Genomic DNA, 15,193 nt, shown 5'->3' on the forward strand with positions numbered 1-15,193 from the left:
TCTATCCCCGTTGTCCCCACGCGAGAAACCCGGACTTGCGGCAATCCGTTCAACCGGCTGCTTACCGTAATAGCCAGATTTTCTCTACACGCAAGGCTTCTGGTAAATTTGAATTTACGAACTTGGGACCACGTGGCTTTCCCGTCACGGTATTTTGTCGGCGTGGTAAACACACACTGAACAAACCACATTATCCCAGATCGCCCCTCTCCCGATCTATTCCGTCATGAAATGTCGCGGCTGTGGAGCAATTTCTTCCACAGCTTCAGCACCCGAACAAGTCATTCCAGAACACAAACATCATGAACGCAAGCACCATCAACATGCCGACACGGTAAACTGCTTCAGTTACCTGAGCAGGAATCGGTCTGCGGACGATAGCCTCTGCTGCATATAGCATAAGGTGGCCGCCATCGAGAGGTGGTATCGGCAGCAGGTTGAGAATACCGATTCCCACCGAAAGCAACGCCACCAGCTGCACCAGCCACTCAAAGCCTAGACCCGCAGCCCGGCCCGCCATGTCGGCAATCCGGACAGGTCCGCCCAGCTGACACCGGTCTTCACGCCCAGCAACGAAACGCTTCATGAACTGGCCCGTGCGGGCAATCACGTCGCCGGTTTCCTGGATGCCGGCCACAACCGCCTGCAGCGGCCCGTACTCGATGCGATCCCGCTTACCCACAGCTTCGTTGGTGACCACACCGATAAGCCCGATGCGCACCTTCTGACCCAAGGCCGTCGGCTGCTCGGACACCTCCGGCGTTGCCACCGTCTCGATCTCACGGCCGTCACGCTCCAGAACGATCTTCAGCGGATCGCCTGCCCTGCCGGTGACGATGCGCTGAACGTCGGCAAAGCTTGCAACCCGCACACCATCAACGGAGATGAACGTGTCGCCGGGCAGAATGCCTGCCTCAGCGGCCGGACTGTTGGGACGCACCTCGGCAACGGTCGGCTGGTACACATACTGGCCGTAGATCGCGAACATGGCGGCAAAGACCGCAGCACCAAGCACGAAATTCGCAAAGGGACCGGCAAAGACGGTAATGGCACGCTTCCACAGCGGCTGCGTATGGAACGCCACGCGCCGCTCGGCCTCGCTCAGCTTGCTCAACGCCTGCTCATCCACCGAGGCGCTAGTTGCGGACATGTCCCCCACGAACTTGACGTAACCGCCAAGCGGGATGGCCGCCAAACGCCAGCGCGTGCCGTTCTTCGCCGTGTAGCCAAAAATTTCCGGACCGAAACCGATGGAGAACGCCTGTACGCCGATGCCGCACAGTCTGCCGGCAATGAAATGGCCCATCTCATGCACGAAGACGACCACCAGCAGCACAAAAAAGAAGGGTACGAGGGTACCGAAGAGGAAGCTTCCGAGACCGGGGATTATGGCAGAAATGTCGGTCACGTCAGGTCATCCACGAATCAACAAAGCCATCTCAGCAGAATTGCCAAAATGGGCGGATCAATGACCTTCCTCTAGCATGACTCAGGAAGTGTGGGAACTGTCATTCCATCCCGGCGAGGAACGGGATCCAGAGCACGAAAAGCAGCACGGAAGCAGCCACCAGACCGTCGACACGATCCATCACACCACCATGTCCCGGAATGAGATTTCCCGAGTCCTTGACCCCGTGGCGGCGCTTGACGGCTGACTCGAAAAGGTCGCCCGCCTGCGATGCGATCGAGAGCAGGATCGCAACGATTGCGACCATCAGCAGGTTCACGCTGTCCCAGGCGAAATAGGCGACGATCAGGCTCGCGATGACGCCGCCTATGGCGCCGCCGATCGCTCCGCTCCAGGTCTTTCCCGGCGAAATGGAAGGTGCAAGCTTCGGCCCGCCCAAAGCGCGGCCGGTGAAATAGGCAATCGTGTCGGTGCCCCAGACGACGGCAAAGAGGAAAACAATCGTCCACAGGCCTTCAGGCGCGTTGCCACGAAGGAAGATCAGTGTTGCTGCCGGCAGACCCGCATAGAGGACGCCCCAGCCAGCCCAGAGGCCCCTGCCCGTCGCCAAGCCGGAGATTGCAGCCACTGCGGCGGCAACGAAAAGGCCGGCAAAAACGAAGGCCGGGGCAAAGCCCACCAGCATCAGCGCAAGGGCTGCGGCAAGGGCAAAACGAGAGATCGCGAGGTGAACCTTGTGGTTCTCGCCGCGAATGGTCATCCATTCGTGGAACATCGCTGCTGCCATGGCGGCAGCGAACAGCCTGAACGGAAAACCGCCCCACCAGGTCAGCACCAGCACGGCAGCGGCCAGGATCACCCCGGAAATGATGCGCAGTTGCAGATTGCTGCGCGGCTTTGTTCCCCCCGCCATCGGTGTCACACCGCTTCCTTGGTCTCGACACCGCCAAAGCGACGGGTCCGGCTGCCGAACTCGGCAATTGCCTCGATCAGCTGCTCCTTGCCGAAGTCGGGCCAATGGCAAGGCAGGAAGACAAACTCGGAGTAAGCCGCCTGCCAGAGCAGGAAATTGGAGAGGCGCTGTTCGCCGCTCGTGCGGATGATCACATCGGGATCCGGAATACCGCGGGTGTCCAGATGATTCCCGATCAGCTCGGCAGTAATGTCATCGGGAGACAGCGCGCCGTCGCGCACCTTGCAGGCCATGGCCTGAACAGCGCGGGTGATCTCGTCACGTGCACCATAGTTGAAGGCAATGACAAGGTTCATCGCCTTGTTGTTGGCTGTCAGTGCCTGAGCCTCGGCTAGCAAGCCGGCAATATCCGGCTCCAGCCCTTCCCGGCTGCCGATGATCTGGACGCGCACACCACTCCGGTGCAGGTCGGCCAGATCGCGCCGGATGAAGAGGCGAAGGAGACCCATGAGGTCAGCGACTTCGGAGCGCGGCCGCGACCAGTTCTCCGAAGAAAAGGCATAGAGCGTGAGCCACGGGATCTGCAGATCGGCAGCAGCTCGAATGGTCCGGCGCAATGCATCCACACCGGCCTTGTGGCCAGCGGTTCGGGGCAAGCCGCGGGCTTTCGCCCAGCGGCCGTTACCATCCATAATGATTGCCACGTGTGAAGGCTTCACGGACGAAGTCCCTTTGTTGCCAGACCGTTCGCCCGCACCTCAGACCTGCATGATTTCTGCTTCTTTCTCGCTCAGAAGCTTGTCGATCGTCGCGATCGTCTCATCGGTGATCTTCTGGACCTTGTCGGACTGCACTCGCGATTCGTCCTGGGTGATGACACCGTCCTTCTCGGCTTTCTTCAGGCCATCCATGCCGTCACGACGAACATGGCGGGCCGCGATGCGAGCGGATTCCGAATACTGGTGCGCGAGCTTGACGAGTTCCTTGCGGCGCTCTTCGTTGAGCTCCGGCAGCGGAATGCGCAGCGTCGTACCCTCGACGATCGGATTGAAGCCCAGGTTGGACTCGCGGATCGCGCGGTCGACGGCGCCAACCAGCGTCTGGTCCCAGATGGAGACCGAAAGCATGCGCGGTTCAGGCACGGAAACGCTGGCCACCTGATTGAGCGGCATTGGTGCGCCATAGGCCTGCACGACAACCGGGTCCAGCAGGTTGGCAGAGGCGCGGCCGGTGCGCAGCGCCGCCAGATCTTGTTTAAAGGCAGAGATCGCGCCTTCCATGCGTCGGCTGAGATCCTTGAAATCAATACCGTCGGCCATGCCAACCTCTCCTTACAATTAAGCCTTGCCTGAGGCAGGTTCGTTCTCGACGATGGTACAGTGACCTGCACCGAGGAGAATATCCTTGAACCCACCCTCTTCGTGAATCGAGAAGACGATTATCGGAATGTTGTTCTCGCGCGCAAGCGCAATCGCAGCCGCGTCCATGATCGCGAGGTTCTCGCGCATGACGCGCTCGTGGCTGAGGCGCTCGTAGCGAACCGCATTGGGATCCTTGCGCGGGTCGGCCGAATAGATGCCGTCAACCTGCGTCCCCTTGAACAGGGCGTCCGCGCCGATCTCGGCCGCGCGCAGCGCTGCAGCAGAGTCCGTCGTGAAGAACGGGTTTCCGGTTCCGCCGGCGAAGATCACAACCTTTCCCTCATTCATGTAGGCCGTAGCCTGACGCTGGGAAAAGCTCTCGCACAATTCAGGCATGGCGATGGCGGATAGAACCACCGCGTCGACGCCGAGCTTGACGAGCGAGGTGCGCAGCGCGAGCGAGTTGATGACGGTGGCGAGCATTCCCATGTGGTCGCCGGTCACGCGGTCGCCGCCGCGCGAGGCTACGGCCACGCCGCGGAAGATGTTTCCGCCGCCGATCACCACACCGACCTCAACCCCAAGTTCCCTTGCTGCGGCAATGTCACGGGCGATCTGGTCCACGACATTCACATCGATGCCGAAGCCCTGCTGCCCCATCAGTGCCTCGCCGGAGGCTTTTAGGAGAACGCGGCGGTATCGGGGTTTTTGTTCCATGCTGACCTCTTTGAGCATTGGGCTGTCACAGCGGAATACGTCGGGACCAGGAAACGCATCAGAACATTCGCAGGTAAATTCCCCGCAGCGCACCAGACCGGCCGGAAACCGGTTCCCATTTTCCAGGAACTGCTCCAAGGCGCCGCACCACGTGCAGAACCATGAGAGATCCGTCTTCCTACTGTCGCCTACACGAAGGGCACCGCGTTGTCACGCAGTGCCCTTCTTTAGTAACTGGAAAAAGCTGTGCTTAGCTCTTGACGGCGGCAGCCACTTCAGCGGCGAAGTCCGTCGTTTCCTTTTCGATGCCTTCGCCGAGTGCGTAGCGCAGGAAGGCTACGATCTTGGCCGGAGCGCCGATTTCCTTTTCGGCTTCCTTGAGGGCAGCCTCAACGGTCAGATCCGGGTTGAGAACGAAGTTCTGCTTGAGCAGAACGACTTCCTCGAAGAACTTGCGCATACGGCCTTCCACCATCTTCTCGATGATGTTTTCCGGCTTGCCCGACTGGCGGGCCTGATCCGCGAAGATTTCCTTCTCGCGGGCAACCAGAGCCGGATCGACGTCAGCGTCGGTCAGAGCGGCCGGGTTCGTTGCGGCAACGTGCATTGCAACCTGGCGGCCGAATGCGCGGGCTGCGTCGGCATTGCCTTCGGTCTCAACTGCAACGAGAACGCCGATCTTGCCGAGGCCTTCGACAACGACATTGTGCACGTAGGATGCAACGGCGCCCTTCTCGACCGACAGCTTGGCGGAGCGGCGGAGCGTCATGTTCTCGCCGATCGTAGCAACGGCGTCCTTGATGGACTGCTCGACGCTCTTCTCGCTGCCCGGGTAGGCTGCAGCAGCAACGGCATCACGGCTGCCATCGGTCGTAAGAGCAACGCGTGCAACGTTGGTGACGAGTTCCTGGAAGGCTCCGTTGCGAGCAACGAAGTCGGTCTCGGAGTTGACCTCAACCAGAACCGCGCTCGTTGCATCGCTAGCAACAGCAACCAGACCGTCGGCAGCGGTACGGCCCGACTTCTTCTCGGCCTTGGAGATGCCCTTCTTGCGCAGCCAGTCGGCCGCAGCTTCAAGATCGCCGCCCGTTTCCGTCAGCGCGTTCTTGCAGTCCATCATGCCGGCGCCCGTCATTTCGCGCAGTTCTTTAACTAGTGCAGCTGAAACGCTCATCATCGCCTCTTTTATCTATTTGTTTAAACTAGTCATGGTTCCGAGAGGTTTCATCCCGGAACCATGGCCTGAATTCTAGGCGGGAGGATTGCTCCTCCCGATACAAGCTGGGTCTCAGGCGTTGGCTTCGTCGGCCGGCGCGTCAGCGAGCGTCGTCTCGATCGGAGCCTCTTCCGAAGCGCCGATGTCGAAGCCGAGCGAACCCTGCTGACGCTCGATGCCGTCGATGGCTGCGCGAGCGATCAGATCGCAGTACAGCTGAATGGCGCGCGCTGCGTCGTCGTTACCCGGGATCGGGAAGTCAACAACGTCTGGGTCGCAGTTCGAGTCAACGATTGCAACGACCGGAATGCCAAGACGACGAGCTTCCTGAACGGCGATTGCTTCCTTGTTGGTGTCGACGACGAACATCAGGTCCGGCGTGGAGCCCATGTCGCGGATACCGCCAAGGGCGCGGTCAAGCTTTTCACGCTCACGCTCGAGGTTCAGACGCTCCTTCTTGGTGAAGCCCTGAGCATCGCCAGCCAGGAGGTCGTCAAGGCGACGCAGACGCTGGATCGAGTTGGAGATCGTCTTCCAGTTGGTCAGCATGCCGCCGAGCCAGCGGGAGTTCACGTAGTACTGAGCGGAGCGACGAGCGGAATCAGCAACGATGTCCGATGCCTGGCGCTTGGTGCCGACGAACAGAACGCGGCCACCACGGGCAACGGTGTCGGAAACGACCTTGAGAGCCTGGTGCAGCAGCGGCACGGTCTGGCTGAGGTCGATGATGTGGATGTTGTTGCGCGAACCGAAGATGTACGAGTTCATCTTCGGGTTCCAGCGGTGCGTCTGGTGACCGAAGTGTACGCCGGCTTCGAGCAGCTGACGCATGTTGAAATCAGGCAGTGCCATCTTTTATCTTCCTTTCCGGTTGAACCTCCGCGGACTGCAAGGCAACTCTCGTTGCCACCGGTGGTGTTGACAGGATTTCTCCCTGCCAAATACCAAAAGCCCGCGTGTGGGATGGGCGCGCATATATCGGGTAAAACCGGACAAGGCAAGTGCCGGAGGCCGGCTTCGGCCATTTTCGCTTGCCGCTGGCGCTTCTCCGTTCGGACGACCGCTATTGCTTGGTGCAATCCTGATCGACGTCGTTCTTCGTGAATTCGACGAGGCTGGCCGCCATGGAGTATTCCTCGTAGCGGATCACGATGTTCGTCTGGACGCCAGTCTCGTGCATCTGGAAGGTCACGTCATAGTCGCTGACGCGCTCGCCTTCCTGGTCAGTGTCCGGCTCGAAATAGGCCATCGTGACCGGCAGAAAGTTGTCGTCGCCGATATCGCCGAGGAGTGTTCTGGTTTCTGCGGCCTTGAGCGGCTTCGCCTTGCCGATAACGACAGAGACGGTGGTGGCGTCATCAACGAATTCGGTTCCGTCGAACACGGAGCTCTCATAGAAGCGCAAGCCTTCGCGCGCATTTTCGAGAATCTCGAAAACCTGGCCGCTCGGGAACATGGCGCCCGGACCGAACGTCATCTCCGCCTTCTCAGGCTTGGTGTATGCCACCTGAATGCCGTCGGCGGCGCGCTCCGCCGATCCTTCCACCTCTTCCTCAAGCTCCTGGTCCGAATAGGACTGGCTCTTGAACTTGAAGCTCTGGCCGTCAGCCGTCTCGAAGCTTTGAACCCGCCGGTCGAGCAGGCGCGGCCCCTCACTTGTCTCGAACTTCATCACCAGCCGGGATTCAGCGGTGTAGCCCTGACATGCGGAACCGGAAAAATCGAAGACCCAGCGTCCGGACAGCCCCTCGATGTCGGACGTGTCGCTGACGGAGGCTAAACTGACGTCATAGACCGCCCTATGTGGTAATAGTGTCAGAGCCTCAGCCCTTACGGCGCCACAAAGAGTCACCACAGTCAATGTGGCGGCAAGAAGGCTATGACGCGTCACGCGCATTGAGAACTCCGCTTTGGAACGGTTGATCATGAATGACGCCCCCGGCCGGTAGACCCGAAGTCCTGAAGAATGCGGACTGATTCTGCAACCATGATTGGAGCAACAGGAGTGATCCATGTCAGAATCCATTGAGAAGCGCCTGCTTGAACTTGGTGTGGAATTGCCCCCGCCCGCTAAAGCTCTTGCCAATTACGTGCCGACCATGCGGGCTGGCCAGTTCATCTTCACGGCGGGTCAGCTACCATTCAAGGACGGCAAGCTGATGGCAATGGGTGTGCTCGGGCGTGAACTCGGCACGGAAGCAGGCAAGCTCGCCGCCAAATGGTGCGCCGTTAATGTGCTCGCTGCAATACGCAATTCGTTGGGTGGGTTCGATCAGCTGCGGCGGATCGTCAAGATCACCGTCTTTGTCGCATCCACACAGGAGTACACGGAGCAGCATCTGGTAGCCAATGGCGCTTCCGATTTTCTGGTTGCAGCGCTCGGAGAACGCGGCGAACATGCCCGGTCCGCGGTCGGAGTCGCTGTTCTGCCAATGAATGCTCCGGTCGAAATCGAAGCCGTCTTAGAAGTCGAGTAAACGGCCATAATGCCTGATCTCTCATGGCTCACCGCCAGGCCGATCGCCCACAGGGGTCTTCACGACCTGAACCGCACGCGCTGGGAAAATACGCTCGCCGCTTTCTCGGCTGCGATCGATCAAGGCTATGCGATCGAATGCGACGTGCACCTTTCCGCTGATCGAGTGCCTATGTTGTTCCATGACGAGAGACTGGACCGCCTCACGGGAACCGGCGGATGCATCTGGGAGCGAACCGCCTCCGAGCTTCAGGCGCTGCGGATTGGCGGTACGGAGGAACACATCCCGACGCTGGAAGAGATGCTTGCGCTTGTTGATGGCCGCGTGCCGATTGTCATTGAGTTGAAGGGATCGCGCGCCGAGGGCCTCGTGGAAGAAGTCGTGCACCGCCTTGCCGCCTACCCTGGCCCCGTGGCGCTCATGTCCTTCGAGCATGAGCTCATCCGCGATCTGGAGCGCCATGCCGGAGTGATTCCCTATGGCCTGACCGCCGAGAGTCGCGGGCTGGAAGAGCACAAGCAGCATTTCCATATGCTCGGGCACGGGATCTCGTTTGTCTCCTATTCCATCGCCGACCTTCCGAATGCCTTCGTCAGGCACGTCCGCAACGAGCTTTCGATGCCGGTCATCACCTGGACGGTACGCGATGAGGCCGATGTAAGGCGCACCTTTGAGCACGCTGACCAGATGACCTTTGAAGGTTTCATGCCTTCGCTCAAGTCGGGTATGGCCAATGAGCAATGACCTCACGTTGACCCTGCGTGTCCTCGCAAGCTTCTCGGAATTCGACCGGGAGGAATGGGAGCACCTGGTCGGAACCTCACACAAAGGTTCATCATCATCTTACAACCCATTCCTTTCATATGATTTTCTGCTTTCACTTGAAGAAAGCAGATGTGCCATCGGCCGGACCGGCTGGCTTGCCCAGCACCTTGCTCTTACGACGGAAGATGGAAGCCTGCTCGGCGCCGTACCCTGCTATCTGAAGTCGCACAGCCAGGGAGAATATGTCTTCGACCATGGCTGGGCGGACGCCTACGAACGCGCCGGCGGTCGCTACTATCCAAAGCTCCAGGTCTCGGTGCCCTTTACGCCGGCGACCGGCCCTCGCCTCCTCGTCCGGGAAGGCTCTGACGCCGCTGCAGTCCGGCAGGCACTCGCACAGGGGCTGAAGACGCTGGCCGGAAAACTCGACGTTTCATCCGTTCACGTGACCTTCGCCCAGCCTGATGACATTCCAGCGCTGGAAAGCGAAGACTTCCTGCTTCGCACGGACACCCAGTTCCACTTCTTCAACGAAGACTACGGCAGCTACGAGGATTTCCTCGATACCCTCGCCTCCCGCAAGCGCAAGGCGCTGCGCAAGGAAAGGCGGGAGGCCGTCGCGCCAGGAATCGAGATCGAGCGGCTCACCGGCAAGGATATCACCGAGGCCCACTGGGACGACTTCTTCGCCTTCTACATGGACACGGGCTCGCGCAAGTGGGGTCGGCCCTATCTGAACCGCACCTTCTTCTCGCTCATCGGCGAACGCATGGCCGATGACATCCTTCTGGTCATGGCCCGGCGCGACGGTCGCTACATTGCCGGCGCGATCAACTTCATTGGATCGGATACGCTCTTTGGCCGCAACTGGGGTGCGATCGAGCACCACCCGTTCCTGCATTTCGAGGTCTGTTACCACCAGGCCATCGATTTCGCGATAGAGCGGGGCCTCGCCAAGGTTGAAGCCGGCGCGCAGGGCGAGCACAAGCTTGCACGCGGCTATTTGCCCGTCACCACCTATTCAGCCCATCACATCGAGCATCCGGGTCTCCGAAGCGCGGTGGCCGATTTCCTTGACGCCGAACGTCGTGAGGTTGATCTGATGGAGGAAGCGCTTAACGAGTATTCCCCGTATCGCAAGAGCGGCTAATGACTATCATGGCGTCATCGGCGTCGATCTGATTCTGCCATCGCCTTTGCCCGAATTCAGTTGCCTGAAGGAACGTAGCATGAGCTCACCCGTTTATGACGACAAGAACCCTTTCGCGATGATCCTGCGCGGTGAACTGCCCGCTTACAAAGTCTACGAAGACCACGATACGGTCGCATTCATGGATATCATGCCGCGCACTGACGGGCATTGCCTCGTCATTCCCAGGAATCCCTCACGCAATCTTCTCGACGCAGAGCCTGAAACGCTCGCCAGGGTGATTGCAACGGTCCAGAAGGTGGGTCGCGCTGCGATGAAGGCTTTTGATGCGGATGGTCTGCAGATCGACCAGTACAATGAAGCGCCGTCGGGCCAGACCGTCTTCCACCTGCATTTCCACGTCCTCCCTCGCTACGAGGGCGTGGCGCTTCGTCCGCACGCGGGACAGATGGCCGACAAGGACCTGCTGGCCAGCCACGCCGAGAAGCTGCGGGCGGCTTTGGAGCAGACTACTTGACGTGTGAATTACCATTCCTGGTCATCAACCTCGATCGCAGTCGCGATCGATGGAAGAGCATTGAGAACCAGGCCAAAGCAGCCGGTATTCAGCTTGAGCGGGTGCCGGCCGTCGACGGAAACGCGATACCCGACACAGAGTGGGTCAATTTCGACCGCAGGAAATTTTACCTCTGCCATGGGCGCCGGCCGATTGGCGCGGAATATGGCTGTTACATGAGCCATATTCATGCCCTGCAAAGGATTGTTGACCAGAACATCCCGTATGCCGTCATTCTTGAGGATGACGCCGGCATCCCACAAGACGCGATGAAGCGCCTGCAGGCGATCATTGACAGTGGCCTCGGGTTCGATGTCGTGAAGCTTTTCAATCACCGGACCAAGGGGTTTGTCACCAAGGCCAAGACGTCTGAGGGCGACGAGCTCGGCCGCTGCATCCACGGGCCGCTCGGCTCGTCCATGGGGTATCTGGTGACGCGCGACGGAGCGCAGCGGCTACTTGATACCCTGCTCCCGATGTTCCTGCCCTATGACGTCGCACTTGAACGCGGCTGGAAGGGCGGAGTGCGGATCTACCTCACCCGTGAACCGGTCATCCGCCCTGCGCAGATCGCAGTCTCCACAATCGGCAGCTATGCCGGGACCAAGTTTCCCCGCATCCTGCGCATACCAACCGCCTTCTTCCGCGGCGTCGATTACCTGTCGCGCACGGTCTACGCCCTCAAGGGTTGATCAACCTCGTCCGAACGCCGATCTTTCCGTGCCGGTGCGCCTCCAGCAGCAAGGCCGCCAGCACGATCGAGATCAGCAGCACGTTCCTGTCACTCAGCATCAGGCCGTGCAGCGAGCCGTAGCAGATGAGCGACAGCAGCATCAGCGTCAGCGTTTCGCGCACGGAAGCGTCGCCGCCCTTCCAGATCTTGCGGCTCACGACGACGAAGAAGGCCAGCATCAGGATCAAACCAACGAGACCGCGCTGGCGCAGTTCATCGAGCACGAAATTGTGGACGTGGACGAAGTGTGAGAAAGTATCGCTGAATTGCGGTGGGATCATCGACTTGACCTGCCGCATGCTCTCGACACCACCGACTCCCGCGAGCGGATGTTCCGCAATGGTTGCGAGCGCATTCTTCCAGAGCCGCAGCCGCACCCCTAACCCGGTCATCGGCTGCTGTTCGGGAACCTCACCCATTGCATCCTGGATCTCGAGAACCGTGTAGTCGAATCGGTCGGCAAGGCTCGAGCTCATCTTTGCTCCAGCTATGGTTCCGACCACCACCAATGCGATCCCGCTGGCAATGATGGCACTTCTGTGCTGCCGGGTGAGGAGCGTCTGGCCCTTCTTCCGCGCTAGCAAGATCCGAAAGATGTCGAAGGCGATTGCCATCAGAACCACCGGCAGGACGGAACGCGTCCCGGTCATGAACACCACTATTGCGCCCAGGTAGAACCAGAGGCTGCTGTCCGGCAGATATTTCGGCGCCGCGTCAACGCGGTGGCGCGCCAGGAGAGAGATCACGATCAGAACGAAGGCTGTATTGGCTTCGTTTCCGCCAAAACCGATCCGCATATCACCGGTCAGAAGCTCGACGATGGCAAGCGGCAAGGCAATGACGGTCGCGATTCTCGCACCCAGCACGATCTGGCGAAGTGGATCCTTGACCAGTGCAAAGCCCACCATCAGCAGCATGCCGGAGAGGAGATAGACCGGGTAGCCGATCCATCGGATTTCCTTTGGCAGGTTGCCATGCAGAAGCAGGCCGACTGCCACTGCATAACCCACGTAGATCAGGCACCAGAAGCGATAGTCGGGATCGACACACTGGCTGATACGATGCCGGAAGGCCAGGAAATAGACGCCAGTCCCAATGAAGTAGGCAAAGACGATCATGTCCAGGTGGAGCTTGACGGCAAAGGCGGCCATTCCGGCGGACAGCAGAATGGGGTCGACGTGCCGCCGCAGCAGAAGGGTCCTGAACAGCCTTCCCTGATGGCGTGTGCTCTGGTCAGAAAGTTCGTTATGAGGAGGTACGACCGTGTCTACAAGTTCTAACGAAATATTACGGTCGCTCATTCGATCTCCAGCTCGCTCAGAAAGGGACACCGGTAAGAAAAACCTGCGTCCACGTTTCATTTTTCAATAGGCACGGCTTGAATCGATAATGTGAGACTGTAGCAAAAGAGCGTCCGATTTTCACCGGACGCTCTTTTTCTTGTGGTTAGTTCTTGCGAGGCAGCTGCGGGACAAGGCTCCGCTTTCGGGGCTCCTTGGCCGGCCCATCCTTCGGCTTGGCCGCAGCAGCTTTCGGCTTGGCTTTGCGAGCCGTCGCCTTCTTGGGCTTGGCCGGGGTCTCACGCTTTGGCCGCACCGGAACTTCGTCCGGAATCGACTCGAGCTTCAGACCCTTCGCGCCGTCCTCCTTGTCCTCGACCGTTACCTTGACGGTGCCGCCCTTCTTGAGCTTGCCGAAAAGCACCTCTTCGGCCAGCGGCTTCTTGATGTGCTCCTGGATCACGCGACCGAGCGGGCGAGCCCCCATTCGTTCGTCGTAACCCTTCTCGGCGAGCCAGGCGATGGCGTCTTCCGAAAGGTCGAAGGTGACATTCCGCTCGGCAAGCTGAGCTTCCAGCTGCATGACGAACTTCTGCACCACCTGATGGACAACCGGCGTAGGCAGGGCGCCGAACGGGATGATTGCGTCAAGCCTGTTGCGGAACTCCGGCGTGAAGAGCCTGTTGATGGCCTCCATGTCATCGCCTTCCCGCTTCGACGAACCAAAGCCGATGGCAGGCTTGGCCATGTCCGAAGCACCCGCGTTCGTCGTCATGATCAGGACGACATTGCGGAAGTCGATCTTCTTGCCGTTGTGGTCCGTCAGCTTGCCGTGGTCCATGACCTGCAGCAGGATGTTGAACAGGTCCGGATGCGCCTTCTCGATCTCATCAAGCAGCAGCACGCAATGCGGATGCTGGTCGACGCCGTCGGTGAGCAGACCACCCTGGTCGAAGCCGACATAGCCGGGAGGCGCACCGATCAGGCGGGAGACCGTGTGACGCTCCATGTACTCCGACATGTCGAAGCGGAGCAGTTCCACGCCCAGCGAGGCCGCCAGCTGCTTGGCCACTTCCGTCTTGCCGACGCCCGTAGGACCGGAGAACAGGTAGCTGCCGATCGGCTTCTCAGGTTCGCGCAGGCCGGCACGCGCCAGCTTGATCGATGAGGCAAGCGCCTCGATCGCACGATCCTGACCATAGACGACCCGCTTCAGCTCGGCCTCAAGGTTTGCCAGAACCTTCTCGTCATCGGCCGAGACGGTCTTCGGCGGGATGCGTGCCATGGTGGCAATCGTCGCCTCGATCTCCTTGACCGTTATGGTCTTGCGCCGCTTGGTCTCCGGCAGCAGCATCTGCGACGCACCGGTCTCATCGATGACGTCGATCGCCTTGTCAGGCAGCTTGCGGTCATTGATGTAGCGGGCCGAGAGCTCAACAGCCGCCTTGATGGCGTCGTTGGTGTACTTGACCTTGTGGAAGTCCTCGAAATACGGACGCAGGCCCTGCATGATCTCGATCGCGTCAGGCACGCTCGGCTCGTTCACGTCGATCTTCTGGAAGCGACGGACGAGTGCCCGGTCCTTCTCGAAGAACTGGCGGAACTCCTTGTAAGTCGTTGATCCGATGCAACGAATTGCACCTGACGACAGTGCGGGCTTCAGAAGGTTCGAGGCATCCATGGCGCCTCCGGAGGTCGCGCCTGCACCGATCACCGTATGGATCTCATCAATGAACAGAACCGCGCCGGGATAGTCTTCCAGCTCCTTGACGACCTGCTTCAGACGCTCCTCGAAGTCACCGCGATAACGGGTGCCGGCGAGCAGCGTGCCCATGTCCAGCGCGAAGATCGTGGCATCGAGCAGCACTTCCGGCACATCGCCTTCAACGATGCGCTTGGCGAGCCCCTCCGCGATGGCGGTCTTGCCCACGCCGGGATCGCCCACATAGAGCGGGTTATTCTTGGAACGGCGGCAGAGGATCTGGATCGTGCGGTTGATCTCGGCCTCGCGGCCAACCAGCGGATCGATCTTGCCCTGGCGTGCCTTCTGGTTGAGGTTCACGCAATAGGCGGTCAGCGCATCCTGCTGCTGCTTCTTCTTCGAACCCTCATCCGCCTCGGCTGCACTTGCCTGGTCCTCGTCGGCCCCACGCGGCGTGCGCGTTTCGGCCGAGCCCGGACGCTTGGCGATGCCATGGCTGATGTAGTTGACCGCGTCATAGCGGGTCATCTGCTGTTCCTGCAGGAAGTAGGCGGCATGGCTTTCGCGCTCGGCGAAGATCGCCACCAGCACATTGGCGCCCGAAACCTCCTCACGGCCAGACGACTGCACGTGGATGACCGCCCGCTGGATCACACGTTGAAAACCCGCCGTCGGCTTGGAATCCTCGTCATAGCCGGTGACAAGGTTGTCCAGCTCACCGTCGATATATTCAACAATGTTGCGTCTCAGGGCTTCCAGATCAACGTTGCAGGCACGCATGACAGCAGCTGCGTCCTGATCGTCGATCAACGCCAGCAGCAGGTGCTCCAGAGTGGCGTACTCATGATGGCGTTCGTTGGCATAGGTCAGCGCCTGGTGCAACGCGCGTTCCAGCCCTTGTGAGAAAGCGGGCAT

At 60.0% G+C, this 15,193-nt stretch carries 15 protein-coding genes; 5 read left to right on the top strand and 10 right to left on the bottom strand.

What is annotated here, in order from left to right; translation table 11 throughout:
• Positions 1-265 precede the first annotated feature (265 nt).
• From rseP to IEX27_RS02345, 8 genes are all read right to left on the bottom strand, one after another.
• Positions 266-1,408 carry an RIP metalloprotease RseP gene (gene rseP / locus IEX27_RS02310; protein WP_188719306.1) on the bottom strand — a complete coding sequence of 381 codons (1,143 nt, stop codon included), beginning with the start codon at positions 1,406-1,408 and terminating at the stop codon, positions 266-268.
• 100 nt (positions 1,409-1,508) lie between these two features.
• Positions 1,509-2,321 (bottom strand): phosphatidate cytidylyltransferase, encoded by an 813-nt coding sequence (locus IEX27_RS02315; RefSeq protein WP_188719307.1) that lies wholly within the window; start codon positions 2,319-2,321, stop codon positions 1,509-1,511.
• 5 nt (positions 2,322-2,326) lie between these two features.
• Positions 2,327-3,013 (bottom strand): isoprenyl transferase, encoded by a 687-nt coding sequence (locus IEX27_RS02320; RefSeq protein WP_244630206.1) that lies wholly within the window; start codon positions 3,011-3,013, stop codon positions 2,327-2,329.
• Between the two features lie 66 nt (positions 3,014-3,079).
• Positions 3,080-3,640, bottom strand: coding sequence for a ribosome recycling factor (gene frr / locus IEX27_RS02325; protein ID WP_188719309.1), 561 nt, complete (start codon positions 3,638-3,640; stop codon positions 3,080-3,082).
• An 18-nt stretch (positions 3,641-3,658) separates the two neighbouring features.
• Positions 3,659-4,399, bottom strand: a complete 741-nt coding sequence (gene pyrH, locus IEX27_RS02330; RefSeq protein ID WP_188719310.1) for a UMP kinase — start codon at positions 4,397-4,399, stop codon at positions 3,659-3,661.
• A 250-nt stretch (positions 4,400-4,649) separates the two neighbouring features.
• On the bottom strand, positions 4,650-5,573 hold the full coding sequence (tsf, locus tag IEX27_RS02335; RefSeq protein WP_188719311.1) for a translation elongation factor Ts: 924 nt from the start codon (positions 5,571-5,573) through the stop codon (positions 4,650-4,652).
• Between the two features lie 114 nt (positions 5,574-5,687).
• The gene (gene rpsB, locus IEX27_RS02340; protein WP_188719312.1) at positions 5,688-6,467 is read right to left on the bottom strand and encodes a 30S ribosomal protein S2; all 780 of its coding nucleotides are present in this window, start codon (positions 6,465-6,467) and stop codon (positions 5,688-5,690) included.
• Positions 6,468-6,678: 211 nt separating this feature from the next.
• A complete protein-coding gene (locus IEX27_RS02345) occupies positions 6,679-7,512 on the bottom strand; it encodes an EipB family protein (protein WP_188719313.1) in 834 nt (277 codons plus the stop codon).
• A 115-nt stretch (positions 7,513-7,627) separates the two neighbouring features.
• Between IEX27_RS02345 and IEX27_RS02350 the strand changes: the two genes are divergently transcribed.
• The 5 genes from IEX27_RS02350 to IEX27_RS02370 all read left to right on the top strand — a co-directional run bounded on the left by IEX27_RS02350 (position 7,628) and on the right by IEX27_RS02370 (position 11,255).
• Entirely contained in the window at positions 7,628-8,092 is a 465-nt protein-coding gene (locus IEX27_RS02350; protein ID WP_188719314.1) for a RidA family protein, read from the top strand.
• 9 nt (positions 8,093-8,101) lie between these two features.
• The gene (locus IEX27_RS02355) at positions 8,102-8,836 is read left to right on the top strand and encodes a glycerophosphodiester phosphodiesterase (protein WP_188719315.1); all 735 of its coding nucleotides are present in this window, start codon (positions 8,102-8,104) and stop codon (positions 8,834-8,836) included.
• Entirely contained in the window at positions 8,826-10,007 is a 1,182-nt protein-coding gene (locus IEX27_RS02360) for a GNAT family N-acetyltransferase (protein WP_188719316.1), read from the top strand. The genes IEX27_RS02355 and IEX27_RS02360 overlap by 11 nt, the downstream gene beginning before the upstream one ends.
• Positions 10,008-10,086: 79 nt before the next feature.
• A complete protein-coding gene (locus IEX27_RS02365; protein ID WP_188719317.1) occupies positions 10,087-10,524 on the top strand; it encodes an HIT family protein in 438 nt (145 codons plus the stop codon).
• Positions 10,521-11,255, top strand: a complete 735-nt coding sequence (locus IEX27_RS02370) for a glycosyltransferase family 25 protein (RefSeq protein ID WP_188719318.1) — start codon at positions 10,521-10,523, stop codon at positions 11,253-11,255. The genes IEX27_RS02365 and IEX27_RS02370 overlap by 4 nt, the downstream gene beginning before the upstream one ends.
• On the opposite strand, the gene IEX27_RS02375 is transcribed toward IEX27_RS02370, so the two are convergent.
• Both IEX27_RS02375 and clpA read right to left on the bottom strand, forming a co-directional pair.
• Complete coding sequence (locus IEX27_RS02375; RefSeq protein ID WP_188719319.1) at positions 11,245-12,597, bottom strand: O-antigen ligase family protein; 1,353 nt, start codon at positions 12,595-12,597, stop codon at positions 11,245-11,247. The genes IEX27_RS02370 and IEX27_RS02375 overlap by 11 nt on opposite strands.
• A gap of 145 nt (positions 12,598-12,742) precedes the next feature.
• A complete protein-coding gene (gene clpA, locus IEX27_RS02380; protein WP_188719320.1) occupies positions 12,743-15,193 on the bottom strand; it encodes an ATP-dependent Clp protease ATP-binding subunit ClpA in 2,451 nt (816 codons plus the stop codon).

The organism is Nitratireductor aestuarii, assembly GCF_014641695.1.
Lineage (GTDB): Bacteria > Pseudomonadota > Alphaproteobacteria > Rhizobiales > Rhizobiaceae > Chelativorans > Chelativorans aestuarii.